Origin of the sequence: Streptomyces sp. NPDC056347, assembly GCF_042262625.1 — a bacterium.
GTDB lineage: Bacteria > Actinomycetota > Actinomycetes > Streptomycetales > Streptomycetaceae > Streptomyces.
This window is the reverse complement of sequence record NZ_JBHJQP010000049.1, coordinates 22,273-46,055: the sequence shown is the minus strand read 5'-3', so window position 1 is coordinate 46,055 and position 23,783 is coordinate 22,273. Positions and strand designations below refer to the sequence as shown.

Here is a 23,783-nt window from a genome sequence, read left to right as displayed (position 1 = left end):
GCCGCGGCAGCCGGAGCGAGGAGCGCGCTACCCGAACGGCTGTCAGCCCGTCGGGGTCACGGGGAGGCAGACGGCGTAGACCACGTAGGAACCCGTGGTGCTGGCCGAGTTGTTGAAGGACACCGTCCAGACGTTGTCGGCGGACGGGTACGACTCGTACGTCTGGACCGTGAGGTTGTTGCCTCCGAGGGGCGTCTTCATGCCGCCGCCCGTGATGACGGTTCCCGGCGGGCAGGTCGCGGTCCCTGTGTTGGGTCCCGATGCCAATGTGTAGGTCGTCTGGATGATCTGGGTCGGCAGGGTCGGTCCAGGAGGTCCGGGAGGTCCAGGAGGTCCGGGGGGACCAGGAGGTCCGGGAGGACCGGGCTTTCCGTGCGGGCAGGTCTTCGGGCAGTCGCCGCCCCCTCTGTCGCCGTCCTCACCGCTGGCCGCGGCCTGGGTCGACATCACTCCCGTCAGCAGTGCGGCGACCAGCACCGGCAGGGCCGCACTCCGCAGCGCGGCCGTGTGTTTCCGTCTCAAGCTGTCCTCCTCGGGTTGCTCGGCTTCCGGGCTCGCCCCGCACTCCGGACGTGAGCGACAGGCGGGCGAAATGCCTGAAAAGCCTTGGATGTAGAGATCTGAGCACAGCCGAGGCGGCTCTGCCAGCGAGAAGGCTTGCTCAGGGCCGCCCCGGACCGAGGAAGGCCGACGGGGTGCCCGCCAGGATCCGAGCGGAGCCGCGCGGTGAGGAAGCGGCACGTGGCGGAGCCCGGGCCGGATATCGCGCGTCGCACGGGACGGGCGATCGGCCGCCGGGAATGTCCTCGCCGCGGATGCCGGGGCCCTTGCGGCGGCCTGCGGTGGATATCGGCCGTCTCGCCCCCTGTCTGACGGTCTCCCCGGATACCGGAGCCCGAATCCGGGAAAGGATCACCGGCGTCCGGAGCCCCGCCCGCGTCCGACGATCCACCGGCTCCGACCGAACAGCACTCGCGGAACCCCGGCTCACCCTTCTCGGCCGTCCCACCGATCGAAAGGTTCTCCCGCCGTGCACACGCAGCCCCCGAGCACCGTGCCCGAACCCACTCCCACCCTGCTGGAACGGCTTCCCGTGCTGCGCCGCGGGCTCGACCGGCTGGAGCGCAGGCCCACCGCGTTCGGCCTGGTCATGTGGGCCTTCGGGCTGGCCAAACCGGTGTTCCTGGACCATGTGGTGAGACCCGAGCCGCGCGCCGAACTCGGCGCCGTGCGCGAGCTCCTGGAGAAGAACCGGGAGCGGTACGCCGCACACCTCACCGGCCTTCTGGAGTACGCCGACCAACTGGCCGGGATCCCCCTGAAAGGGGTGGAGAAGGCGTCCACCGCCTACTGGGGCAACACCTGGCTGCCCCCGCTGGACGCGGCCTCGCTCTACGGCTTCCTCGCCACCGAGAAACCGGCCCGCTACCTGGAGGTGGGCTCCGGGAACTCCACCAAGTTCGCCCGCCGGGCCATCCAGGACCTCGGCCTGAGCACCCGCATCACGTCCATCGACCCGGAGCCCCGGGCCCATGTCGACCACCTCTGCGACGACGTCGTCCGCGTACCGCTCCAGGACGCGGACCTCGGCGTCTTCGCCGAACTGGAGCCGGGGGACATCCTCTTCGTCGACGGCTCGCACCGGCTCCACATGGGCTCCGACGTCATGGTGTTCTTCTTCGAACTGCTGCCCCGCCTCAAGCCGGGGGTGCTCGTCCAGGTCCACGACATCATGCTCCCGGCGGACTACCCGGAGTCCTGGCGCTGGCGCATGTACTCGGAGCAGTACCTCCTGGCCGCGCTGCTCACCGCCGCGCCGGAGCGATTCGACGTCCGGCTGCCGAACGCCTTCGTGCACGCCGATCCGGAACTGCGGCGGATTCTCGCCCCGCTCTGGCGCCGGCTCGGTGTGACCGACCACTTCCGCCCGGCCTCCTTCTGGTGGCGCCACACGGGCTGACACGTACCTCTCCGGTGCCATCAAAAATTGGTGGTGTGCCGTAGGACGGTGCGACAGACTCCGGGCTTCGCCGGAGTGAGCTCCGGCTCCCTTCGTTCCCGCGCTTCCGCGCTTCGATGAGGAGGGCCATGTCGCAGCCCGAGATACGGGCTCTGTTGCGCGGTCGGCGGTATCTGGCCTTCTGGCTCGGGCAGGTGACCAGCACCGTGGGGAACCAGCTCACCGTCGTGGCGCTCGCCGCGCTGGTCGTGCCGGACCGTGGGCCGGGCGTCTTCGGCCTGGTGCTGGCCGTGGAATCCGCCGTCATGGGCGTGCTCCTGCTGGCCGGCGGGGTGGTTGCCGACCGGTACTCCCGCAGCACCGTGATGGCCGTCGCTGATGTGCTTCGCCTGGCCGGGATCGTCGGCTTCTTCCTCTTCGCCTCGCAGGGGCCGCTCGCGCCGTTGCTCGCCGCCGCGGCGGTCACCGGCGCGGGCGCGGCGCTGTACGAACCGGCCCACCGCGCGGCCCTCGCCCAGGTGGTCCCGGAGGAGCTGCGGCAGCAGGCGTACGCCCTGGACGTGTCCACCAGACGGCTCGGCTCGATGGCCGGGGCCCTGCTGGCGGGCGTCCTGCTGGCCGGGGTCTCGCCGCCGAGGACCCTCCTGGTGGACGCCGCCACGTTCGTGGTGAGCCTGGTCACGCTGGTGTGGCTGCGGCTGCCGCCGGTCCGTGCCGCGGCCGATGCGCGGGCCGACGGGGCGGATGCCGACGCGCCCGGCGGGCTGCGGGGGATGCTGGCCGAGGCGCGGGAGGGGCTCGTCGAGGTCCGTCGGCGGCCCTGGGTGGCGGTCCTGATGCTGCAGGGCACCGCGCAGGTGTTCTTCCTCTTCGCCCCGAACTACGTCCTGGTGCCGATGGTCAGCCAGACCAGGTACGGTCTCTCCGCCTTCGGCTGGGTCAGCGCCGCGACGCTCGCGGGCTCGGTGGCCGGCTCCTTGCTGGGCGGCCGGGTCTCCTCGGCCCGCCCGGGGCTGTGGGCCATGAACGCGCTGGCTCCCTGCGTGCTGACGCCGGTGTGCCTCGCGGTCGACGTACCGCTGTGGGTGTTCTGCGCGGCGGGTGCCGCCGGTTCGGCCGGGGTCGGCTGCTTCATGGTCCTCTGGTACAGCTCGCTCCAGCGCGAGTTCCCGGAACGGGTGCAGGGCCGGGTCTTCGCCCTGGAGGGGCTGGCCAGTTTCGGCCTCCAGCCGATCGCGCTCGCCGCGACGCCGCTGCTCGTCCGGCTCGTCGGGACGGCAACCTTCGCGGCCGTCGCCGCCGTCGTGCTGCTCGGGTCCACGTACGGAGCGCTCGCCGTCCCCGGGACGGCCCGGTTCGCCACCCGCGTACCCACTCGTGAGAACCCTGCTGCTGGCGAGGTGAAAAATAGGAACTGACCTGCGGACAGCCGCTGTTAGGGTGGCCGAATGGCATCGGTGAGGAAGATTCAGGTCACTTTCGACTGCGCGGATCCCGAGCGCGTCGCCCGTTTCTGGTGCGAGGTGCTGGGTTACGTCGCACCGCCGCCGCCGGAGGGTTTCGAGACCTGGGACGCCTACAACGACTCGCTGCCGTCCGAGAAGCGGGGCGCGTGGTTCGCGTGTTCCGACCCCACGGGTGAGGGCCCGCGCCTGTACTTCCAGCGCGTTCCCGAGGGGAAGGTCGCCAAGAACAGGGTGCACCTCGACGTACGGGCCGGTATCGGGCTCGTCGGCGCGGAGCGCCTGGCCGTCCTCGAAGCCGAACGCGACCGGCTGATGGCGCTCGGCGCGGTGTGCGTGCTGGTGCAGTACGCCGATGAGGAGAACGAGTCCTGCATCACGATGCAGGACATCGAGGGCAACGAGTTCTGCCTCGACTGAGTTCTGACCGGCTGACCGGCTGACCGGCTGACCGGCTGACCGGCTGACCGGCTCCTGCGGGTCCCGCACCGGCCGGGAGTGCTGCTCGGCTCCGGAACAGTCCCGGCCTCCGCCCCGGCTCCCCTCTCCCGTCACGAGTTCGACGCCCACCGGGGCCCGGGCCCGGGAGAGCCCGACGGATAGCGTTCCAGGCATGACAGGTCCCGAAGTTCTGCTTTCAGTAAGGAAGTTCGACGGAAGGCCGCACCGGAAGCAGCCGATGGTCCGGCTCGGGGAGGACGAGTACGGGGTGTGGCTGGGGGCGTCCGCCGGCACGGTCTGCGGTACGGGTGAGACGGACGCGGTCTACGTGACCGAGGAGGCGCGGGTCATGCTCCTGCCCCGCGATGCCTGGTGGACAGCGCTCTTCCAGGCGGCCCCCGCGCGGCTGGACGTCTACTGCGACGTGACCACGCCGTCCGTGTGGTGCGGCCCGGCGGAGGTCACCATGGTCGACCTGGACCTCGATGTCTGCCGGACGCGGGCGACGGGTGCCGTCTTCGTGGACGACGAGGACGAGTTCGCGGCCCACCAGGTCCTGTACGGGTACCCGCCGGAGGTCGTGGCGCGGGCCACCGAGGCGGCGGACCGGCTCGCCCGGGCGCTGCGGGAGGGCGTGGAGCCCTTCGGCAGCCGGTTCCGTACCTGGCTGGGGCCGGTCGGTTAGCCGTGCCTCCGCATGTGGCCGTGCCTCCTCAGGAGGTCGGTGCCACGGCGTCGCTCACTGGTCTCCGGCCGGACTTCGGGGGCCGCCCCGCTCGGCGATGATCCGCCGGTAGTTCGGGCACTGGGTGACGTCCTCGTACGCGCAGTTCAGGCTGCCCTCGATGAGCTCCAACGAGGCCTGGGCCGCCGCGATTCTCGACCGGAGTTCTTCGGCCGCGGGCCGCAGGATCTCGTGCCGGGCGGCGCGGTCGGCGGTTACGGACAGGCTCCTGATGGTGTTCAGGCCGAGGCCGGCCTCCTTCATGACGAGGATCGTCGCCACGCGGGTGAGGTCGTCCGCACCGTAGCGGCGGCGCCCGCCGGCGTCCCGTCCCGGGTGCAACAGGCCCATCGCCTCCCAATGCCGCAGCACGTGCGTGGCCAGGCCGAACCGTGACGCAAGGGCGCCGATGCTCAAGGCGCCGACGTCGCCGTCCTCGCTTGACTTCATGCCGACATTAAGTCGCAGCATGACGTCCATGTCCAAGAATCAGGAAGCGGTGGAAGAGCACCACGACATCGAAGCCCTGCTGGCCGTTCTCGACGCTGCGGACCGGATGCCGAGCGCCACTCGATTGCGGGCCCGCTCCTACGAACTGCTGTCCCTCGTCCCGGGCTCGACCGTCGTGGACATCGGCTGCGGCGCCGGACGGGCCGTCGCCGAGCTGGCCGAACGGGGTGTCCACGCGGTGGGCGTGGATCCCGGCCAGTGGATGCTGGCCGCAGCCCGGGAGCGGTGGCCGGGAGCCGAGTTCCTGGAGGCAGGGGCGGAGGATCTGCCGTTCGCCGACGGAAGCGTGCGCGGCTACCGTGCCGACAAGGTCTTTCACGTACTCCAGGAGCCGGGGCGCGCGGTGGCGGAGGCGCGACGGGTCCTCTGCCCGGGCGGCAGGATCGTCCTGGTAGGTCAGGACTGGGACGCCATCATGATCGACTCGGATGACGCGGCGCTCACCCGCACGATCGTGCATGCCCGCGCCGACCTCCTGGGCGCGCCGCGCGCCGGCCGCCAGTACCGCGGCCTGCTCCTGGCCGGCGGCTTCGACGATGTCGCGGTCGAGGCGCACACCAGTGTGTTCACCGACCCCGCGATGCTGCCGCTGCTCGCGGGGCTCGTCGAGCCGGCCTGCGCCGTCGGCGCCGTCGGCCGTGACCGGGCGGACGAGTGGCTCGCCGAGCAGCGCCGACGCGCCGAGGCGGGCCGCTTCCTCGTCGCCGTTCCGTTCTTCGCGGCCTCCGCCTCCGCCCCCGCCTCCGCCTGAGCGCTGTCCGGCCACCTGCGGCCGAAGCCGTTCGAGGACTCCGTGGAGCCGACGTCCTGGGACACCGCGGTCGGCGGGGGAAGGGGCGAGGGAACGCGGGAGGGCCCCGCATGGCTGCGGGGCCCTCCGTGTGCCGGTGCCGTCGTGACCGGGTGGGCTACTTCTTGAAGGAGTAGTCCATGATCTTCTTCATGTCGGCGGTGCGGTTGGTCGCGTTGGTGGACGCGAGCACCGTGCCGACGATCGTCTTGCTGCCCCGGGTCGCGGCGAAGACCAGGCAGTACTTGGCCGTCGGGCCGGAGCCGGTCTTGATGCCGATGGCGCCGCTGTAGCTGCTGAGCATGGTGTTGGTGTTGGTCCACGACATGTAGCGGTAGCCGCCGGACTTCGTGGTGACCTTCTGCTTGGTCGACTTGGTCTTGACGACCGCGCGGAAGGTGGAGTTCTTCATGGCGCTGCTGGCGATCTTGGTGAGGTCGCGCGGCGTCGAGTAGTTCGAGCCGTTCCCTATGCCGTCGAACGAGTCGAAGTGGGTGTTCTTCAGCCCGAGGGACTTGGCCTGGGCGTTCATCTTGCCGACGAACGATTTCACGCGGGCCGCGCGGGTGGTGCCGGAGCCGAACTTGTCGGCCAGCGCGTAGGCGGCGTCGCAGCCGGACGGCAGCATCAGGCCGTACAGCAGCTGGCGGACGGTGACCTTGTCGCCCACGATCAGGCGGGCCGAGGACGCGCCCTTGGAGACGATGTAGTCGCTGTACGCCTTCTGGATCGTGACCTTCGAATCCAGGTTCAGGTTCTTCTGCGCCAGCACCACCTTGGCCGTCATGATCTTGGTGGTGGAGCCGGTGGAACGGCGGGTGTCGGCGGCCTTGGAGTACAGGGCCTTCGCGGTGCCGTTGTTCATCGTGAAGCCGCCGGCGGCGGTGATCTTCGGGGTGGTGAGCGTGGCGGCCTGCGCGGTGGAGGCGAAGGCGCTGCCCGCGATGACGGCACCGGCCGTGAGGGCCACGGTGGCCGTGGCAGTGGCGCGGCTTATGCCCTTAATGCCGATTTTCAACTTGAATGCTCCAAATGCCCCTGGAATGCGGCCACATGAAGGTGCCGCTCGGTGGTGAGACTCCTGGGGTGCGGGAAAGGATGTGCCGATTTCCGGGGCTTCCAGAGCAATTTTGAGGTCAAGGGCTGTTCAGGGGTGGGTCAAGGGCGGTTTGGGAGGTACGTCGGCGATCCGTCGCGACGCCCTTGATCCGCCGCCGCGCCGCCCGTGGTCCGCCGCACGGAGGAGGGGCGTGGCGCATGTCCGGATCGCGGAATGACACTTCCATGTACGCATCTTGTATCTATGCTGTACGCATGCCTGCCGCACCTCCGACCGTGAAGCCGTCCGCCGTGAAGCCGACCATCAAGCGGCCCCCCGCCGCCGAGCGCGTGTACACACACATCAAGGAGGCGGTCCTGGACCGCCGCTACGAGGGCGGCACGCTCCTCACCGAGGGGGATCTCGCCCAGGCCGTCGGGGTGTCCCGGACGCCGGTGCGCGAGGCGCTGCTGCGGCTGGAGGTCGAGGGGCTGATCAAGCTCTACCCGAAGAAGGGCGCCCTGGTCCTCGCGGTCTCCGCGCAGGAGATCGCGGACGTGGTGGAGACCCGGCTGCTGGTCGAGGAGTTCGCGGCCCGCAAGGCCGTGCCCGCCTCCGAGCGGCTGCTCGGCCGCCTGGAGGAGCTGCTGGCCGAGCAGCGGGAGCTGGCCGAGGCCGGGGACCTGGCGGCGGTGTCCGTGAAGGACCGCTGCTTCCACGCCGAGATCGTGCGCAACGCGGGCAACGAGATCCTCTCGCGCCTCTACGACCAGCTGCGCGACCGGCAGCTGAGGATGGGCGTCGCCGTGATGGAGGCGCACCCCGGCCGGATCGCCGCCAACATCACCGAGCACGCCGAGCTGCTGGAAGCCATCAGGGCCGGTGACCCGGAGGGTGCCGCGCAGGTCGTACGGCGCCATGTCGGCCGGGTCAAGGTGCTGGTCAGGGGTGAGGACCGATGAGCTCCGCCGCGGCCCCCACCCTCTCCCTGCCCGGTGATCCACCCGGCGGCCGGCGTGCCGCGTGGGTCTGGGGCATCGGGGTCGCCGTCTACTTCGTCGCGATCATCTTCCGTACCAGCCTGGGGGTCGCCGGGCTGGACGCCGCCGACCGGTTCCACGTCAACGCCTCCGCCCTCTCCACGTTCTCCATACTCCAGCTGCTCGTCTACGCGGGCATGCAGATACCCGTCGGCCTGATGGTCGACCGGCTCGGCACCAAGAAGGTCCTCACGCTCGGGGCCGTCCTGTTCACCCTGGGCCAGCTCGGTTTCGCGCTCTCGCCCTCGTACGGGACGGCGCTGGCGTCCAGGGCGCTGCTCGGCTGCGGCGACGCGATGACGTTCATCAGCGTGCTGCGGCTCGGCGCCCGCTGGTTCCCGGCCCGGCGCGGTCCGCTGATCGGCCAGATCGCGGCGCTCTTCGGGATGGCGGGCAACCTTGTCTCGACGCTGTTCATCGCCCGGGCCCTGCACGGTTTCGGCTGGACCACCACCTTCGTCGGCAGCTCCGTCGCCGGGGTCGTGGTGCTCGTCCTGCTGCTGCTCTTCCTGAAGGACCACCCCGAGGGCCACGAGCCGCCGCCCGTGGAGCACGCGGGCGCCGCCTACGTACGCCGTCAGATCGCCGCGTCCTGGGCCGAGCCCGGCACCCGGCTCGGCATGTGGGTCCACTTCACCACCCAGTTCCCGGCCATGGTGTTCCTGCTGCTGTGGGGGCTGCCGTTCCTGGTGGAGGCGCAGGGACTCAGCCGGTCCACCGCCGGTGAGCTGCTCACCCTGGTGGTGCTCTCCAACATGGTCTTCGGGCTGATCTACGGGCAGGTCATCGCCCGCCACCACGCGGCCCGCGCCCCGCTGGCCCTCGGTACCGTCGCGGCGACGGCGCTGCTCTGGGCCTCGGCCGTCCTCCACCCCGGCCACGCGCCGATGTGGCTGCTGATCGTGCTGTGCGTGGTGCTCGGCGCCTGCGGTCCGGCCTCGATGATCGGCTTCGACTTCGCCCGCCCGGCCAACCCGCCGGAGCGTCAGGGCACCGCGTCGGGCATCGTCAACATGGGCGGCTTCATCGCCTCGATGACCACGCTGTTCGCCGTCGGGGTGCTGCTGGACGCGACCGGTGACAACTACCGGATCGCGTTCGCCTCGGTCTTCGTGCTGGAGGCGCTCGGGGTCGTACAGATCCTGCGGCTGCGCTCCAGGGCGGCGCACCGCGAGCGGGACCATCATGTGGTCAGCCGCGTGGAGGCCGTGCACGTACCGGTGTGAGCGGGGAGCGGCGGCGCACCCGTCCGTTCGTCCCGCGACGGGCGCCGCCGGTCATGTCCCCGGCCCTCCGACGCCCCTTGATTCCGGGGAGTCGTGGCGTGACGGCGTCAGGGCGTCACGGCGAAGTTCCGCAGGATCGCCTCGGCCAGTTCCTCGTCGCCCTCGATCTTGACCCGCTCGGCGACCGAGGCCGCGCGTACCCGCCCGCAGGCCAGCAGGAAGTACGTCTCCCAGTCCATCGCCAGCGTCACCGCGGGTCCGAGCGAGGGCGAGCCGTCCACCGAACCGCGCCCCTCCGCGTCGACCCGGACCGTACGCAGGAACTCCAGCGGCCCGTGCACATCGAGGACCACCGCCGAACCGGCCGGTGCCCCCGCGTCCTTGGCCACCACCTTCGGCAGCGCCTCCAGCAGGGTGTCCCGGACGATCGTGGCGCCGGGGGAGTCCAGGTTGCCCGGCTGCCCCAGCGTCGCCCGCAGGTCCTGCTCGTGCACCCAGACGTCGAAGGCCCGCATCCGCAGCGCCAGCTCAAGGGTCTGCTCGGCGCCGAGCGGCGCCCTGACCATCGTCTCGGGGGCGCGCGACTCGTTGCGCAGCTGACGGGCGCGCCGGATGATCGTGTACTCCAGCTCGGAGGTCATCTCCGGTGCGGTGTGGTGCCGCCGCACATCGACCTGCATCTCCATGTAGCGGGCGAAGTCGTTCTGCACGTGGTAGAGATCGCGCGGCAGCGTGTGGATCGGGCGCGGGTCGCCGAGCTGTTCGGACTCCATGCCGATGATGTGCGAGACGATGTCGCGCACCGACCAGGCGGGGCAGGGCGTACGGCGGTTCCACTCGCCCTCGGCGAGCGGCTTCACCAGCTCGGCTATCGACTCGATGGAGTGGGTCCAGGCATCGGCATAGGTCTGAAGGCTGGGATGGACGGTCACTGGACCCCTCGTGCGGTTCTGCGGTGCATGGGCTGGAGAGCTGGGCGCGGGCGGCGGGCTGCGTGGGAGGTTCAATCGCTAAGTTACGCTGCGATCAGGCACCCCGGCAGTGCTTTCGTGTGACGATCGTAGGCCCGTGTTGACGGCTTGAATGCCAGGACGGTGGTAGTGTGCGCGCCTCCCTCATCCAGATCGCAGTAGACCCGGACGAATCCGCCGACGCCCGCAGAGAGCGCGCGGTATCGCTGGTCATGGACCGGCGCGGCGCGGATCTGGTGGTGCTTCCCGAGCTCTGGCCGGTGGGCGCCTTCGCGTACACCGAGTTCGAGGCCGAGGCCGAACCGTTCCAGGGGCCCACGCACGACGCCATGGCGAAGGCCGCCGCCGACGCCGGGGTCTGGCTGCACGCCGGTTCCTTCGTGGAGCGCGCCGCCGACGGCACCCTCTACAACACCGCGCTGGTCTTCGCCCCGACCGGCGAGCGGGCCGCCGCGTACCGCAAGATCCACCGCTTCGGTTTCGACCGGGGCGAGGCGGTGATGATGGGCGCCGGTGAGGAGCTGGTCACGGTCCCGCTGCCGGAGACCACGCTCGGCCTCGCCACCTGCTACGACCTGCGCTTCCCGGAGCTGTTCCGGGGCCTGGTCGACGCCGGCGCCGGAACGCTGGTCGTCGCGGCCGGCTGGCCCGAGCGGCGCCGCGCGCACTGGACGCTGCTGGCCCGTGCCCGCGCGGTGGAGAACCAGTCGTACGTCCTGGCCGTCGGCTGCGCGGGCACCCACGCCGGTGTCGAGCAGGCCGGGCACAGCATCGTCGTCGACCCCTGGGGCGAGGTGCTGGCCGAGGCGGGCGCGGGCGAGGAGGTGCTCGACGTGGAGTTCGACCCGGCGAAGGTGACGGAGATCCGGGAGCAGTTCCCGGCTCTCAAGGACCGTCGGCTGGGACTGGCCGCACCCGGCCTCTGAGCCCTGCCCCGTTCTCCGATCTCTGCCCTGCTCTCCGATCCTTGCCCTGTTTCACGTGAAACAGGGCAAGGATCGGAGAACGGCCGGCCCCGTCAGCCGTGTTCGCGTTCCTTGTCGGCGAGGACGATGACGCAGACCGCCACGGCGATCAGCAGGGCCGCGTCGGCGTCCTCCCGTACGACGTCGATGCCGTAGGTCTCCCGGACGGTCAGCCAGCGCCGGGAGATCTGGGCCAGCAGCTCGCCGTCGTATTCGACGGCGAACTCGCGGTCCAGGATCTTGCCGCTGACGTCGAGCTCCGTGCCGTCGACCAGAGTGACCCGGTAGTGGTTGCGCAGCAGCGAGAGCCGCTTGCGCCTGATCGTGGCGAGCTGCTCGCCGTCCCGCTCGATGAGCATCGTGTCGCGCAGGCTGAGCAGCTTCTGCCGGATCTCGACGAGGATGCGGCCCTGCGCGTCCTTCAGCTCGAAGGTGTCCCGTACCCGCAGGGCCTTGCCGTCGACGAGGAACACCTTGCGGCCGTCCGTGTCCTCGATCCAGTAGTCGTCACCCACGGCGAAGAGGCGTTCGCGCACCAGGAATCTCATGGCCCACAGGTTCCCCGAGGCAGCCGCGGAATGTGGGGACGCCACGGTGATGTTGACTGTTCACATGGCAACACGTGCGCGCGTCAGGGCCCCCGAGCTGGTCGGCAAGGGCGGCTGGCTCAATACAGGCGACCAGCAGTACACCCTCGCTGACCTGCGAGGACGCATTGTGGTTCTGGATTTTTGGACCTTCTGCTGTGTGAACTGTCTGCACGTGCTCGACGAGCTGCGCGAGCTGGAGGAGAAGCACCGCGACACCCTGGTGATCATCGGGGTGCACTCGCCGAAGTTCGTCCACGAGGCCGATCACCAGGCCGTCGTGGACGCCGTCGAGCGGTACGGGGTGCACCACCCGGTCCTCGACGACCCCGAGCTCGCGACCTGGAAGCAGTACGCCGTACGGGCCTGGCCGACGCTCGTCGTCATCGACCCCGAGGGGTACGTCGTCGCCCAGCACGCCGGCGAGGGCCACGCGCACGCCATCGAGAAGCTGGTCGAGGAACTGGAGGCCGAGCACGGGGCGAAGGGCACGCTGCGCCGCGGCGACGGCCCCTATGTCGCGCCGGAGCCGGTCGCCACGCATCTGCGCTTCCCCGGCAAGGCCCTGACCCTGCCGGACGGCGGCTTCCTGGTCTCCGACACCACCCGCCACCGCCTGGTCGAGATCGAACGTGACGGTGACACGGTCAGGCGTCACATCGGAACGGGGGACAGGGGGTTCACCGACGGCGGCCCCGGCGAGGCCCGGTTCTCCGAGCCGCAGGGCCTGGCCGTGCTGCCGGACGGCCGGATCGCGGTCGCCGACACGGTCAACCACGCCGTCCGCGCCCTCGACCCCGCCAACGGGGAGACCACGACGCTCGCCGGCACCGGCCGCCAGTGGTGGCAGGGCTCGCCGTCCTTCGGACCCGCCCGCGAGGTCGACCTCTCCTCGCCCTGGGACCTCGCCTGGTTCGCGGACCGGCTGTGGATCGCCATGGCGGGCGTCCACCAGCTGTGGACATACGACCCGGCCACCGGGCGCGTCGAGGCCGCGGCGGGGACGACCAACGAGGGGCTGGTCGACGGACCGGCCGCCGAGGCGTGGTTCGCCCAGCCGTCCGGGCTCGCCGCCTCCGCCGACGGGGAGCGGCTCTGGGTCGCCGACTCGGAGACCTCCGCGCTGCGGTACGTCGAGCGGGACGGGACCGGCTTCGCCGTCCGTACGGCCGTCGGCACCGGCCTCTTCGACTTCGGGCACCGCGACGGCGCCGCCGGACAGGCCCTGCTCCAGCACCCGCTGGGAGTCACCGCGCTGCCGGACGGGTCCGTCGCCGTCTGCGACACGTACAACCACGCGCTGCGCCGCTACGACCCGGTGGCCGACGAGGTCACCACCCTGGCCACGGATCTGCGCGAGCCCAGCGCCGCGGTGCTGGTCGACGGCGATCTCGTCGTCGTCGAGTCCGCCCGGCACCGGCTGACCCGGCTGCGCCTGCCCGAGGAGGCGGTACGCGTCGCCGACCGGGCCCACCGCACCCGGCGCGCGGCCACCGCGATCGCCCCGGGCACGCTCCGGCTCGACGTGGTCTTCCGGGCGCCCGCGGGGCAGAAGCTCGACACCCGGTACGGGCCCTCGACCCGGCTGCTGGTCTCGGCGACCCCGCCGGAGCTGCTCGCCGAGGGCGCGGGCGCCGGCAGCGACCTCTGCCGCGAACTGGTCCTCGCCGACGGCGTCACCGAAGGGGTGCTGCACGTGTCGGCGATGGCGGCGTCCTGCGACGACGACCCGGCGAACGAGTACCCGGCCTGCCATGTCCACCAGCAGGACTGGGGCGTACCGGTCAGGGTGGAGGCGGCGGGCGTGTCCCGGCTGCCGCTGGTGCTGGCGGGCATGGACGACGAGCAGGGCTGACGGGCACCGGTCCGCCCGCACCACTGACGTACCGTCGGCGGGCCGGTCAGCCGTTGTCGGTGAGCCGGAGTACCGCCTGCTCGTACCGCTTGCGGTACTCCGGCCGCGCCGTCACCCGCAGCAGCGCCTCCAGGGCCCGCACCGCGCCCTCGTCGTAACCGGTCCGCTCCGCCTCCGTGGCCGCCGTGTCCAGCAGCCGGATGCCCTCTTCCTCCTCGCCGAGCGCCAGCCGGGCCTCGCCGCTGGTGGTCAGCAGCAGCACCCGGCGGGCCACCTCCTCCTGCTCCGGGCCCAGGTCGAGCGCGGTCCGGGTGGACGCAAGGGCCTCGCGCGGCAGGTTCGCGGCCAGCTGCATCCGGGCGAGGTGCTGGAGGGCCAGCATCTCGGTGTGCGCGTCCCGCTCCTCGCGGGCCAGCCCGACGGCCCGCTCGCAGCCTTCCAGGGCCGTGCCCAGCTCCCCCAGCTCGGCCTGGACGACGGCCAGGTTGATCAGCGCCGTCGCCTCGCCGAGCCGGTCACCGGCCTGCCGGGCCAGGCCGGGCGACCGCTCCAGCAGGGCGACGGCCTCCGCGGTCCGGCCCTCCTCGGTGAGCACCCAGCCCAGCAGGTTCAGCACCCGCGACTCGGCGTACGTGTCCCGCTCGGCGCGGGCCGAGTCCAGCGCCAGCTCCAGCAGCGGGGACCAGCTGTCCCGCACCCGCCACACCACCTGCGGCCACTGGAGCAGGATGATCCGCCACGCCCGGTCGTGGAGCCCGGCGGTCCGGGCCGCGACGGCGGCCAGCGCCAGCTCGTCGCGCTCGGTCGCCAGCCAGCACATGGCCTCCTCCCGGTCGACGAAGTCCCGTACCGCGCACGGGCGGTGGTAGTCCTCCGGCAGGACGAAGCAGGGCTCGCCGCCCGGTTCGGCCGTGTCGGCGGCGGCGAGCGCGGTGGCGATGTAGTGGTCGAGGACGCCGACGAGCGAAGCGGCCGACCCCTCGGGGTCCATCGTGCGGGCGTAGAGGCGTATCAGGTCGTGCAGCACCCAGCGTCCGGGCGTCACCTCGGAGACGAGGTGGGCGGCGGCGAGCCGTTCCAGCGCCGCGGCCGCGACGACCGGGTCGGTACCGGCGAGCGCGGCGGCCGTGTACGGGTCGAAGTGGCCGCCGGGGTGGTGGCCGAGCCGGGCGAGCTGCTGGACGGCGTCCCGCGGCAGCTGCTGCACGGTCAGCCGGAGCGCGGCCGAGACACCGGTGTCGTCCACGTCGAGATACGTCAGCCGGCTGCGCTCGTCGGCCAGTTCGTCGGCGATCCCGGCCAGTGTCCGGCTCGGGCGCCCGGCCAGCCGGGCCGCGGTGACCCGCAGGGCGAGCGGCAGCCCGCCGCAGAGCTCGGCGAGCCGCCGGGCCGCGACCGGCTCGGCCAGCACCCGGTCCTCGCCGAGCACACCGGCCAGCAGGGCGGTGCTGTCGGAGGGTTCGAGCACGTCGAGCGGGACGGGCCGGGCCGCGTCCGAGGCGATGAGCCCCTCCAGCCGGTGCCTGCTGGTGATCAGCGTGACGCAGTCGGTGCCGCCCGGCAGCAGCGGCCGGACGATGGCGGAGTGGCGGGCGTTGTCGAGCACGACGAGCAGGCGGCGCCGGTCGGTCAGCGAACGGAAGAGCGCCGCCGCGGCCGCCACGGACTCCGGGACGCGGCGGGGCGCGACGCCGAGTGCCAGCAGGAACTCGCGCAGCACCTCGATGAGCGCGGGCTCGCCGGTGTCGCTGAAGCCGCGCAGATCGGCGAAGAGCCGCCCGTCCGGGAAGGCGGCCGAGTTGCGGTGTGCCCACTGGAGGGCCAGCGCGGTCTTGCCGACCCCGGCCGGGCCGGTGACCAGGCAGACGGGGGCCTCGCCCGCCGCGGCCCGGGTGAGCGCGGCCAGCTCGGCCACCCGCCCCTGGAAGCCGCGGGGCGCGCGGGGCAGCAGATCGGTGGGGTGCGGCTCGCCGACCAGGCCCGGCACGGGGAGCGGCCGGGGCGCCGGGACGGCGGGCGCGGGCACGGCCGGTGCGGGTGCGGGGCTCGTGGTGGTGGACGGTGCGTCGTGGACCGCCGCGACCGGGCGTACGGCGGACACGGCCGCGCTCCCGGCACCCGCACCCGCCCCGTTGTCGGCGCCGCCGCTGCCGGCTCCGCCGTTTCGGGCGCCGCCGCCCCGGACCGGGCCGTGCGCCGGGGTGCCCTGCCCGGCGGGTGCGTTCCGCCCGCTCTCCCGGCCCGCGTCCGGGCCTGGGTCGCCGCGCAGGATCAGCGCGTACGCGTCGGCCAGCTCGTGCCCCGGGTCGATGCCCAGCTCGTCGGCGAGCAGCCGCCGCGTACGGTGGAACCAGTCCAGCGCCTCCGACTGGCGTCCCGCCCGGTAGAGCGCCGTCATCAGCGCCGCGGCCAGCGACTCCCGCATCGGATGGGCGACGGCCTCCGCCCGCAGCACCGCAGCCGCCCGGTTGTGCTCCCCCAACGCCCCGTAGGCGCGGGCCAGTTGTTCGACCGTGGCGAGCCGCGACTCCTCCAGCGAGTGCGCGGCGGCCTGGAGCGGCCGTCCGGTGAACGCGCCACTGAGCGCCGGGCCCTGCCACAGGGACAGCGCCTCCTTCAGCATCAGCACCGCGTCGGCCGGGCTGCGCTGCTCCCGGGCCAGGGTCAGCAGCTCCTCGAAGCGCTGCGCGTCCAGCAGGGTCTCCGGCAGCCGCAGGACGTACGCGTCGCCGAGCGTGACCAGCTCCACCCCGTACGCCTCCGCGTCCGCGCCGACCAGCAGCGCGCGCAGCCGGGACACATGGCCCTGGATGACGCTGCGGGCGTGCAGCGGCGGGGTGTCGTCCCACAGCGAGTCCGTCAGCCTGGCGATGGAGACCGGGGTGTTGGCGGACAGCAGCAGCGCGGCGAGCAGGCTGCGGCGCTTGGCGGGGCCGAGCGGCAGCGGCCCGGTGAACGTGTCGACCGAGACGGTGCCGAGCAGCCGGAACTCCACGGGCGGATTTCCTTCCGGGCGGGATGCGCCCGGGGCCGGGCACGGCGAAAGTCCCAGGATATCGGGGGTGCCGGGGAGCCGACGACGGGTTGAGCGCGATCGGCGGGGCGCCTTCCGCTACGGGAAACGGCGCCCCGCCGGGCTGTCGGACGGCGGGCGGATCAGCCCGCCAGGAACGCCGCCACCGCGTTGGCCAGCAGGTACGGGTCGTCCACCCCGCACAGCTCACGGGCGCTGTGCATCGACAGGATCGCGACGCCGATGTCCACGGTCTGGATGCCGTGCCGGGCGGCGGTGATCGGGCCGATCGTGGTGCCGCAGGGCATCGAGTTGTTGGAGACGAAGGTCTGCCACGGGACGTCCGCCTTCCGGCAGGCCTCCGCGAACACGGCCCGGCCGCTGCCGTCGGTCGCGTACCGCTGGTTGACGTTGACCTTGAGGATCGGCCCGCCGTTGACCACCGGGTGGTGGGTCGGGTCGTGGCGCTCGGCGTAGTTGGGGTGGATCGCGTGGCCGGTGTCGGAGGAGAGGCAGACGGTCCCGGCGAAGGCGCGGGCCCGGTCCTCGTACGTGCCGCCGCGCGCGAAGACGGAGCGCTCCAGCACCGTGCCGAGCAGCGGGCCGTCCGCGCCGGTGTCGGACTGCGAGCCGTTCTCCTCGTGGTCGAAGGCGGCCATCACCGGGATGTACGGCAGCGACTCGTCCGGCTGCCCGGCGACGGCGCCGAGCGCGGCGGTCGCGGCGTGCACGGAGAGCAGGTTGTCCATCCGGGGCCCGGCCAGCAGCTCACGGTCCCGGCCCAGGTAGGCGGGGGCCTCGACGGCGTGCGGCATCAGGTCCCAGCCGGTCACGTCCGCCGCGTCGACGCCCACCTCGTCGGCGACGAACCGGATGAGGTCGCCCTCCTCGACGTCCCCGAGCCCCCAGATCGGCTGCATGTGCTTCTGCCGGTCGAGCTTCAGCCCGTCCGGGTTGGCCGACCGGTCCAGGTGCACGGCCAGCTGGGGTACGCGCAGCAGCGGCCGGTCGATGTTGACCAGGCGGTGCGTGCCGTCGTTCAGCGAGATCCGGCCGGCGAGGCCGAGGTCGCGGTCGAGCCAGGTGTTGAGGAGCGTTCCGCCGTAGACCTCCACGGCGACCTGCCGCCAGCCGTGTGCCCCGAGGTCGGGCAGCGGCTTGACCCGCAGGTTGGGCGAGTCGGTGTGCGCGCCGACGATCCGGAACGGGGTGTGCGCCGCCGCGCCCTCCGGCACGTACCAGGCCACGATCGCGCCGCCGCGCAGCACGTACTTGCCGCCGCTGGTCCCGTCCCAGGCCGCGGTCTCCTCGACCTGCCGGAACCCGGCCCTCTCCAGCCGGGCGGCCGCGGTGGCCACGGCGTGGTACGGGGAGGGGGAGGCCATCAGGAAGGCCATCAGGTCGTCGGTGTGCCCGCGGTCGAAGCGGAGGGAGGAACTCATGTTCTTCACTGTAACGAGCGCGGCCGGGCCGCCCGCACCGCTGTCACCGGCTCAGGACGCGGTCGGTACCGGGTCGTCACCGGTGCCGCTGCCCGCCGGGCGTCCCCTCAGCCCTTCGGTACGGCCGCCGTCGGCCTGTCGCCGTCCTGGGCCTGCTGTGCGCGCTCGGCGAACGTGGCCGCGAAGGCCCTGATCCGCTCGTCCGGGATCATGGTCTTCCCCTGGGTGCCGGTGCTGATGCCGAGGACCGTGGTTCCGACCCGCACCTGCGCGATCGTGCCCGGTCCGCCCATGGCGCCGACCTCGGCGCGGTTGGCCTCGCGCTCGGCGCCGGTGTCGCCGAGGTCCACCTCCTTGGCGCCCACCCCGACCCGGTCCCCGCCGTACCATCCGGCCAGGAGGTCGTACGCGGTGTCCGCGGCCTTCTCGTCCTTGTAGGCGAGGGCCCAGAAGCTCAGCGTGGTGCCGTCCGGCTCGTGCGCGAAGGACGAGGTGCCCCAGAAGGCGACCTCCTCGCAGGCGGCCTCCCGCTTGTCCTTCGGGCCGACCCGGCAGACCGACGGCGGGTAGTCCGGGACCGGCTCCTGGGCATCCGGCTTCATGTAGTTCCGCCAGCCCGGTACGGCCTTCGCGTCGGGCAGCACCGAGGCGACCTGCTTCCGGTCGAGCGCCGTGGCCTCGGCGTCCCCGCCCCCGCAGCCCGCGAGCAGCAGCACGGCCGTCCCGGCAGCCAGGATTCCCAGCCCCCGCCGCCCACCCATGAAGCCCGTACCGCCGAAGCCGGTACCGCCGAAGCCCGTACCGGTGCCGAAATCCCTGTCGTCCACGAACGATTTCCCCCTCAGCTCGATCATCGCCGCCCGGTCCTGGGCCCGGCCGTCCGGGGCGCCCCCGGCACCGGTACGACGGCACCGCCGCCCGGGAACGTGCCCGGGCGGCGGTGTGCGGTGGTGCAGAAGCCCCGCGGGAGCGGAAGACCCCGCGGAAGCGGAATCAGAACGCGGCCTCGTCCAGCTCCATCAGGGAGTTGTCGACGGTCTCGGCGAGCGCGCGCTCGGCCGAGACGCCCGGCAGGACGTTCGCGGCGAAGAACTTCGCGGCGGCGATCTTGCCCTGGTAGAAGGCCACGTCCTTCGGGGAGGCGTCGCGCAGCTTCTCGGCCGCGACGGCCGCGCCCTTGAGGAGCAGGTAGCCGACGACGACATCGCCGGAGGCCATCAGCAGGCGGGTGGTGTTGAGGCCCACCTTGTAGATGTTCTTGACGTCCTCGCCGGTCGCGGTGAGGTCGGTGATCATCGTGCCGACGATCGCCTCCAGGTCGACGGCGGCCTTGGCGAGCGAGTCCAGCGCACCGGCCAGCTCCTCGTTGCCCTGGGCGCCGGCGAGGAACTTCTTGATCTCCTCGGCGAGGGCGTTCAGCGAGGCGCCCTGGTCGCGGACGATCTTCCGGAAGAAGAAGTCCTGGCCCTGGATCGCCGTGGTGCCCTCGTACAGCGTGTCGATCTTGGCGTCACGGATGTACTGCTCGATCGGGTACTCCTGGAGGTACCCGGAGCCGCCGAAGGTCTGGAGCGACTGCGCGAGCTGCTCGTAGGACTTCTCGGAGCCGTAGCCCTTCACGATCGGGAGCAGCAGGTCGTTGAGGCCGTGCAGCGCCTTGGCGTCCTCGCCCGCGGCCTCCTTCTCCTGGATCGCGTCCTGGACGGAGGCGGTGTACAGCACCAGGGAGCGCATGCCCTCCGCGTACGCCTTCTGCGTCATGAGGGAGCGGCGCACGTCGGGGTGGTGCGTGATGGTGACCTTGGGGGCGGACTTGTCCATGAACTTCGACAAGTCCGAGCCCTGGACGCGCTCCTTGGCGTACTCCAGCGCGTTGAGGTAGCCGGTCGACAGGGTGGCGATGGCCTTCGTGCCGACCATCATGCGGGCGAACTCGATGATGCGGAACATCTGGCGGATGCCGTCGTGCTTGTCACCGATCAGCCAGCCCTTGGCGGGGTGGTTGTCGCCGAAGGTCATCTCGCACGTGTTGGACGCCTTGAGGCCCATCTTGTGCTCGACGTTGGTCGCGTACACGCCGTTGCGCTCGCCCAGCTCGCCGGTGGTCCAGTCGAAGTGGAACTTCGGGACCATGAAGAGCGAGAGGCCCTTCGTGCCGGGGCCGGCGCCCTCGGGGCGGGCCAGCACGTAGTGGATGATGTTCTCGGACATGTCGTGCTCGCCCGAGGTGATGAAGCGCTTCACGCCCTCGATGTGCCAGGAGCCGTCCTCCTGCTCGACGGCCTTCGTGCGGCCCGCGCCGACGTCCGAACCGGCGTCCGGCTCGGTCAGCACCATCGTCGAGCCCCACTGCTTCTCGACGGCGATCTCGGCGATCTTCTTCTGCGCGTCGTTGCCCTCCTCGAAGAGGATGCCGGCGAACGCCGGACCGGAGGAGTACATCCACACGGCCGGGTTCGAGCCGAGCAGCAGCTCCGCGTAGGCCCAGATCAGGGAGCGCGGCGAGGTGGTGCCGCCGATCTCCTCGGGCAGGCCCAGACGCCAGTACTCGGAGTCCATGAACGCCTGGTACGACTTCTTGAAGCTCGCCGGGACCGGGGCCGTGTTGGTCTCGGGGTCGAAGACCGGCGGGTTGCGGTCGGCGTCCGCGAAGGACTCGGCCAGCTCGTTCTCCGCGAGGCGGTTGACCTCGTCGAGGATGCTCTTCGCCGTCTCGACGTCCATCTCGGCGAACGGGCCGGTGCCGTACGTCCTGTCGCGACCGAGGACCTCGAAGAGGTTGAACTCGATGTCGCGGAGATTCGACTTGTAGTGCCCCATGGAAGGCTCCGTAATCAATAGCAGTGGCGTATGGCGCCCCCGGGGAAGGGGTGCGGGCCGGGCGGGCGACGAGCTGGCGACGCGGATATCAGCTGACCTCTACGATGATGCTACCCGTCAGTAATAAGACGCAACCCCTCAAGGCCCCGATGTGTCCGATTACTCTTTGCGGTATGTACGGCTACGACCAGAACCCGGGTGCACAGCAGCAGATGGGCGGCGGCTACGGCGAGCAGCCGCTGTATCCCGAGCCCTCGCCGCCGTCCCTGGGTGACGCGGTACGGGCCTTCACCACCGGCTCGCTGTCCGCCGAGGACTTCCAGCAGATCTTCGCGACGTCGAAGGTCTACTGCCCGCGCGGTGACAATCCGGGCTTCCTGGCGCTGCACAACACCCAGCAGCCGGTGATCCCGATGTTCACCACGCTCAAGGAGCTGCGGCGGTACGCGGGCAAGGAGTCCAAGTACTTCGTGATCACCGGGGCCGAGGTGATCGACCTGCTGCCGACCGGCTACGGCTTCGTCCTCGACATGGAGGGCGAGCACCGCATGGTCTTCGACGCGAAGGCCGTGGAGCAGATGGTCGACTTCGCGATGCGCCGCATGTACGGCTGAGGCGTACGGCCGAGATCCCGGCCCTCCGGCTTTCGGAAAGGGGCCCGCACCTGGTGGTGCGGGCCCCTTTCGCGTTGCGCCGGACGGGTGGGCGGGAGGCGTTCGGCGGGCGCGGGAATGGATGAGGCCTTGCGAGATGTTCACCATTCAACTAAATTGAAGGCAGAACGATCCCCGGAGGTGGCTCCCAATGCCCGCAGTGACTGTCGAAAACCCGCTGACCCTGCCCAAGGTCGCCGCCCCGGGCGACGCGACCGACCGTCCCGTGCTCGCCGTGACCACGGCGCCGAGCGGATTCGAGGGCGAGGGCTTCCCGGTGCGCCGTGCGTTCGCCGGGATCAACTACAAGTACCTCGACCCGTTCATCATGATGGACCAGATGGGTGAGGTGGAGTACGCGGCCGGTGAGCCGAAGGGCACGCCCTGGCACCCGCACCGCGGCTTCGAGACCGTGACCTACCTGATCGACGGCAGCTTCGTCCACCAGGACTCCAACGGTGGCGGCGGCACCATCCAGAACGGTGACACCCAGTGGATGACCGCCGGGTCGGGCCTGCTGCACATCGAGGCCCCGCCGGAGTCCCTGGTCATGTCGGGCGGCCTCTTCCACGGCCTCCAGCTCTGGGTGAACCTGCCCAAGGCCGACAAGATGATGAACCCCCGCTACCAGGACATCCGCGGCGGCCAGGTCCAGCTGCTCGCCTCCCCGGACGGCGGCGCGCTGCTCCGCGTCATCGCCGGTGAGCTCGACGGGCACGAGGGCCCCGGCATCACCCACACGCCGATCACGATGATCCACGCCACCGTGCGCCCCGGCGCCGAGGTGACCCTGCCGTGGCGCGAGGACTTCAACGGACTCGCCTACGTGCTGGCCGGGCGCGGCACCGTCGGTGCGGAGCGCCGCCCCGTCCACATGGGGCAGACCGCGGTCTTCGGCAACGGTTCCGCGCTGACCGTCCGGGCGGACGAGAAGCAGGACGGCCACACCCCGGACCTGGAGGTCGTGCTCCTCGGCGGCCGTCCGATCCGTGAGCCGATGGCGCACTACGGGCCGTTCGTGATGAACAGCCAGGCCGAGCTGAAGCAGGCCTTCGAGGACTTCCAGGCCGGCCGCCTCGGCACCGTGCCCGCCGTCCACGGAATGTGAGCCGGAGTACGGGTGACGGTCCGTCACCCGTACGGCGACGCCGGCGGGACAGTCCGCCCGCGCCGTGATCGGGTGGGAGGGTGCAGACCGACAAGCCCCTCCTGCCCGACGGCGCACGCCGCACGGCCGCCTGGTGCGGTGTGCTGCTCCTGGTCGCCGGGGTCGCCGCGGTGGCCGTCTGGCTGTGCGTGGCCCTCAAGACGGCGGTCACCCCGGTGCTGCTCGCGCTGCTCGGTACGGCGCTGCTCGGCCCGGTGCACCGCAGGCTGACCGACCGGGGGGTGAAGCGCTCGCTCGCCGCCGGGCTCACCTGCGTCCTGCTCGTCGCGGTGGTCGGCGGCGCCGGGTACATCGTCGTCACCGCGCTCATCGACAGCGGCGACCAGATCATCCGCTCGCTGAAGGACGCCGCCCGGTGGTTCGTCGACCACTTCGGGATCGGCGGGAACACCGACGTGGACAGCCTCGTGGCCAACGGGCAGAAGCTCGTCGAGAAGTTCGGCGCGAGCGCCGCGGGGGGCCTGCTCTCCGGGCTCAGCCTGATCGGCACGCTCATCGCCACCAGCATCCTCGCCCTGCTGCTGACCTTCTTCTTCCTGCGCGACTCCGACCGGGCCGGCGACCTCGCCCACTCGATCGCCCCGCGCGGCACCGGCGAACTGGTGGAGGCGATGGGGCGGCGGGCCTTCGAGGCCGTCGAGGGCTTCATGCGGGGCACCACGTTCATCGCGCTGATCGACGCCGTCTGCATCACCGTGGGCCTGCTGGTCCTGCGGGTGCCCGGTGCGGTGGGGCTGGGGGCGCTGGTCTTCGTCGGGGCCTACATCCCGTACCTCGGGGCCTTCGTCTCGGGCGCCGTCGCGGTGCTGGTCGCGCTCGCCGACCGGGGCGTCGTGATCGCGCTCTGGGCGCTGGGGGTGGTGCTCGCGGTGCAGGTGCTGGAGGGGCACGTGCTCCAGCCGGTGATCCAGAGCCGTACGGTGCAGATGCACCCCGCCATGATCATGATCGCGCTCACCGCGGGGGCCAGTGTGGCCGGGCTGCTGGGGATGCTGCTCGCGGTGCCGCTCTGCGCGGCGGCCTTCGGCATCCTCGGGGAACTGCGCGACGGGTACCGGGGGACGGCGGCGGACGGCGCGGGCGGAGCGGACGGCGCGGACGGGGGCTGAGGGCCCG

21 protein-coding genes are annotated in these 23,783 nt (G+C 71.7%); 12 read left to right on the top strand and 9 right to left on the bottom strand.

The genetic code is table 11. The features are described 5' to 3' along the window. Positions 1-42 precede the first annotated feature (42 nt). Positions 43-201 carry a hypothetical protein gene (locus ACFCV8_RS14230; protein WP_376685609.1) on the bottom strand — a complete coding sequence of 53 codons (159 nt, stop codon included), beginning with the start codon at positions 199-201 and terminating at the stop codon, positions 43-45. Positions 202-1,030: 829 nt separating this feature from the next. Here ACFCV8_RS14230 and ACFCV8_RS14225 point away from each other — a divergent pair. From ACFCV8_RS14225 to ACFCV8_RS14210, 4 genes are all read left to right on the top strand, one after another. Next, positions 1,031-1,960 carry a class I SAM-dependent methyltransferase gene (locus tag ACFCV8_RS14225; protein WP_376685608.1) on the top strand — a complete coding sequence of 310 codons (930 nt, stop codon included), beginning with the start codon at positions 1,031-1,033 and terminating at the stop codon, positions 1,958-1,960. Between the two features lie 128 nt (positions 1,961-2,088). Further along, positions 2,089-3,378 carry an MFS transporter gene (locus ACFCV8_RS14220; protein ID WP_376685607.1) on the top strand — a complete coding sequence of 430 codons (1,290 nt, stop codon included), beginning with the start codon at positions 2,089-2,091 and terminating at the stop codon, positions 3,376-3,378. Positions 3,379-3,408: 30 nt separating this feature from the next. After that, positions 3,409-3,843: a VOC family protein gene (locus ACFCV8_RS14215; RefSeq protein WP_376685606.1), complete on the top strand. Its 435-nt coding sequence runs from the start codon at positions 3,409-3,411 to the stop codon at positions 3,841-3,843. 193 nt (positions 3,844-4,036) lie between these two features. Then, the gene (locus ACFCV8_RS14210; protein WP_376685605.1) at positions 4,037-4,549 is read left to right on the top strand and encodes a DUF402 domain-containing protein; all 513 of its coding nucleotides are present in this window, start codon (positions 4,037-4,039) and stop codon (positions 4,547-4,549) included. 54 nt (positions 4,550-4,603) lie between these two features. Here ACFCV8_RS14210 and ACFCV8_RS14205 read toward each other — a convergent pair whose 3' ends face one another. Next, a complete protein-coding gene (locus ACFCV8_RS14205; protein ID WP_376685611.1) occupies positions 4,604-5,038 on the bottom strand; it encodes a MerR family transcriptional regulator in 435 nt (144 codons plus the stop codon). A 28-nt stretch (positions 5,039-5,066) separates the two neighbouring features. Between ACFCV8_RS14205 and ACFCV8_RS14200 the strand changes: the two genes are divergently transcribed. Next, the gene (locus ACFCV8_RS14200; protein WP_376685604.1) at positions 5,067-5,849 is read left to right on the top strand and encodes a methyltransferase domain-containing protein; all 783 of its coding nucleotides are present in this window, start codon (positions 5,067-5,069) and stop codon (positions 5,847-5,849) included. 157 nt (positions 5,850-6,006) lie between these two features. On the opposite strand, the gene ACFCV8_RS14195 is transcribed toward ACFCV8_RS14200, so the two are convergent. Further along, positions 6,007-6,906 carry a D-alanyl-D-alanine carboxypeptidase family protein gene (locus tag ACFCV8_RS14195; RefSeq protein ID WP_376685603.1) on the bottom strand — a complete coding sequence of 300 codons (900 nt, stop codon included), beginning with the start codon at positions 6,904-6,906 and terminating at the stop codon, positions 6,007-6,009. A gap of 296 nt (positions 6,907-7,202) precedes the next feature. Here ACFCV8_RS14195 and ACFCV8_RS14190 point away from each other — a divergent pair, with 296 nt between their 5' ends. Next, positions 7,203-7,889: a GntR family transcriptional regulator gene (locus tag ACFCV8_RS14190; RefSeq protein ID WP_376685602.1), complete on the top strand. Its 687-nt coding sequence runs from the start codon at positions 7,203-7,205 to the stop codon at positions 7,887-7,889. Beyond that, the gene (locus ACFCV8_RS14185) at positions 7,886-9,193 is read left to right on the top strand and encodes a nitrate/nitrite transporter (protein WP_376685601.1); all 1,308 of its coding nucleotides are present in this window, start codon (positions 7,886-7,888) and stop codon (positions 9,191-9,193) included. Before ACFCV8_RS14190 ends, ACFCV8_RS14185 begins: the two co-directional genes overlap by 4 nt. A 107-nt stretch (positions 9,194-9,300) precedes the next feature. Here the strand turns inward: ACFCV8_RS14185 and ACFCV8_RS14180 are convergent, their stop codons facing one another. After that, positions 9,301-10,125: a maleylpyruvate isomerase family mycothiol-dependent enzyme gene (locus tag ACFCV8_RS14180; protein ID WP_376685600.1), complete on the bottom strand. Its 825-nt coding sequence runs from the start codon at positions 10,123-10,125 to the stop codon at positions 9,301-9,303. 170 nt (positions 10,126-10,295) lie between these two features. On the opposite strand from ACFCV8_RS14180, the gene ACFCV8_RS14175 reads away from it, so the two are divergent. Beyond that, positions 10,296-11,090 (top strand): carbon-nitrogen family hydrolase, encoded by a 795-nt coding sequence (locus ACFCV8_RS14175; RefSeq protein ID WP_376685599.1) that lies wholly within the window; start codon positions 10,296-10,298, stop codon positions 11,088-11,090. 92 nt (positions 11,091-11,182) lie between these two features. Here ACFCV8_RS14175 and ACFCV8_RS14170 read toward each other — a convergent pair whose 3' ends face one another. Then, positions 11,183-11,677, bottom strand: coding sequence for an LURP-one-related/scramblase family protein (locus ACFCV8_RS14170; RefSeq protein WP_376685598.1), 495 nt, complete (start codon positions 11,675-11,677; stop codon positions 11,183-11,185). A 64-nt stretch (positions 11,678-11,741) separates the two neighbouring features. Between ACFCV8_RS14170 and ACFCV8_RS14165 the strand changes: the two genes are divergently transcribed. Then, entirely contained in the window at positions 11,742-13,571 is a 1,830-nt protein-coding gene (locus ACFCV8_RS14165; protein WP_376685597.1) for an NHL domain-containing thioredoxin family protein, read from the top strand. Positions 13,572-13,617: 46 nt separating this feature from the next. Here the strand turns inward: ACFCV8_RS14165 and ACFCV8_RS14160 are convergent, their stop codons facing one another. The 4 genes from ACFCV8_RS14160 to ACFCV8_RS14145 form a co-directional block, all read right to left on the bottom strand. Continuing rightward, positions 13,618-16,566 carry a BTAD domain-containing putative transcriptional regulator gene (locus ACFCV8_RS14160; protein WP_376685596.1) on the bottom strand — a complete coding sequence of 983 codons (2,949 nt, stop codon included), beginning with the start codon at positions 16,564-16,566 and terminating at the stop codon, positions 13,618-13,620. Between the two features lie 161 nt (positions 16,567-16,727). Next, positions 16,728-18,026, bottom strand: a complete 1,299-nt coding sequence (locus tag ACFCV8_RS14155) for a M18 family aminopeptidase (protein ID WP_376685595.1) — start codon at positions 18,024-18,026, stop codon at positions 16,728-16,730. Positions 18,027-18,133: 107 nt separating this feature from the next. Further along, complete coding sequence (locus ACFCV8_RS14150) at positions 18,134-18,853, bottom strand: hypothetical protein (RefSeq protein WP_376685594.1); 720 nt, start codon at positions 18,851-18,853, stop codon at positions 18,134-18,136. Between the two features lie 166 nt (positions 18,854-19,019). Then, positions 19,020-20,846 carry an acyl-CoA dehydrogenase gene (locus ACFCV8_RS14145; protein ID WP_376685593.1) on the bottom strand — a complete coding sequence of 609 codons (1,827 nt, stop codon included), beginning with the start codon at positions 20,844-20,846 and terminating at the stop codon, positions 19,020-19,022. Between the two features lie 173 nt (positions 20,847-21,019). On the opposite strand from ACFCV8_RS14145, the gene ACFCV8_RS14140 reads away from it, so the two are divergent. The 3 genes from ACFCV8_RS14140 to ACFCV8_RS14130 all read left to right on the top strand — a co-directional run bounded on the left by ACFCV8_RS14140 (position 21,020) and on the right by ACFCV8_RS14130 (position 23,776). Next, positions 21,020-21,460 (top strand): SseB family protein, encoded by a 441-nt coding sequence (locus ACFCV8_RS14140; protein WP_148836880.1) that lies wholly within the window; start codon positions 21,020-21,022, stop codon positions 21,458-21,460. Between the two features lie 190 nt (positions 21,461-21,650). Beyond that, entirely contained in the window at positions 21,651-22,607 is a 957-nt protein-coding gene (locus ACFCV8_RS14135; RefSeq protein WP_376685592.1) for a pirin family protein, read from the top strand. Between the two features lie 80 nt (positions 22,608-22,687). After that, a complete protein-coding gene (locus ACFCV8_RS14130; RefSeq protein ID WP_376685591.1) occupies positions 22,688-23,776 on the top strand; it encodes an AI-2E family transporter in 1,089 nt (362 codons plus the stop codon). The last annotated feature ends 7 nt before the right edge of the window (positions 23,777-23,783 follow it).

Bases quoted from the DNA above. Each gene is read 5' to 3' on its own strand.
- ACFCV8_RS14230 (WP_376685609.1), bottom strand. From the start codon at position 201: ATGAAGACGCCCCTCGGAGGCAACAACCTCACGGTCCAGACGTACGAG.
- ACFCV8_RS14220 (WP_376685607.1), top strand. From the start codon at position 2,089: ATGTCGCAGCCCGAGATACGGGCTCTGTTGCGCGGTCGGCGGTATCTG.
- ACFCV8_RS14215 (WP_376685606.1), top strand. From the start codon at position 3,409: ATGGCATCGGTGAGGAAGATTCAGGTCACTTTCGACTGCGCGGATCCC.
- ACFCV8_RS14210 (WP_376685605.1), top strand. From the start codon at position 4,037: ATGACAGGTCCCGAAGTTCTGCTTTCAGTAAGGAAGTTCGACGGAAGG.
- ACFCV8_RS14205 (WP_376685611.1), bottom strand. From the start codon at position 5,038: ATGAAGTCAAGCGAGGACGGCGACGTCGGCGCCTTGAGCATCGGCGCC.
- ACFCV8_RS14200 (WP_376685604.1), top strand. From the start codon at position 5,067: ATGTCCAAGAATCAGGAAGCGGTGGAAGAGCACCACGACATCGAAGCC.
- ACFCV8_RS14190 (WP_376685602.1), top strand. From the start codon at position 7,203: ATGCCTGCCGCACCTCCGACCGTGAAGCCGTCCGCCGTGAAGCCGACC.
- ACFCV8_RS14185 (WP_376685601.1), top strand. From the start codon at position 7,886: ATGAGCTCCGCCGCGGCCCCCACCCTCTCCCTGCCCGGTGATCCACCC.
- ACFCV8_RS14170 (WP_376685598.1), bottom strand. From the start codon at position 11,677: ATGAGATTCCTGGTGCGCGAACGCCTCTTCGCCGTGGGTGACGACTAC.
- ACFCV8_RS14165 (WP_376685597.1), top strand. From the start codon at position 11,742: ATGGCAACACGTGCGCGCGTCAGGGCCCCCGAGCTGGTCGGCAAGGGC.
- ACFCV8_RS14155 (WP_376685595.1), bottom strand. From the start codon at position 18,026: ATGAGTTCCTCCCTCCGCTTCGACCGCGGGCACACCGACGACCTGATG.
- ACFCV8_RS14145 (WP_376685593.1), bottom strand. From the start codon at position 20,846: ATGGGGCACTACAAGTCGAATCTCCGCGACATCGAGTTCAACCTCTTC.
- ACFCV8_RS14140 (WP_148836880.1), top strand. From the start codon at position 21,020: ATGTACGGCTACGACCAGAACCCGGGTGCACAGCAGCAGATGGGCGGC.
- ACFCV8_RS14135 (WP_376685592.1), top strand. From the start codon at position 21,651: ATGCCCGCAGTGACTGTCGAAAACCCGCTGACCCTGCCCAAGGTCGCC.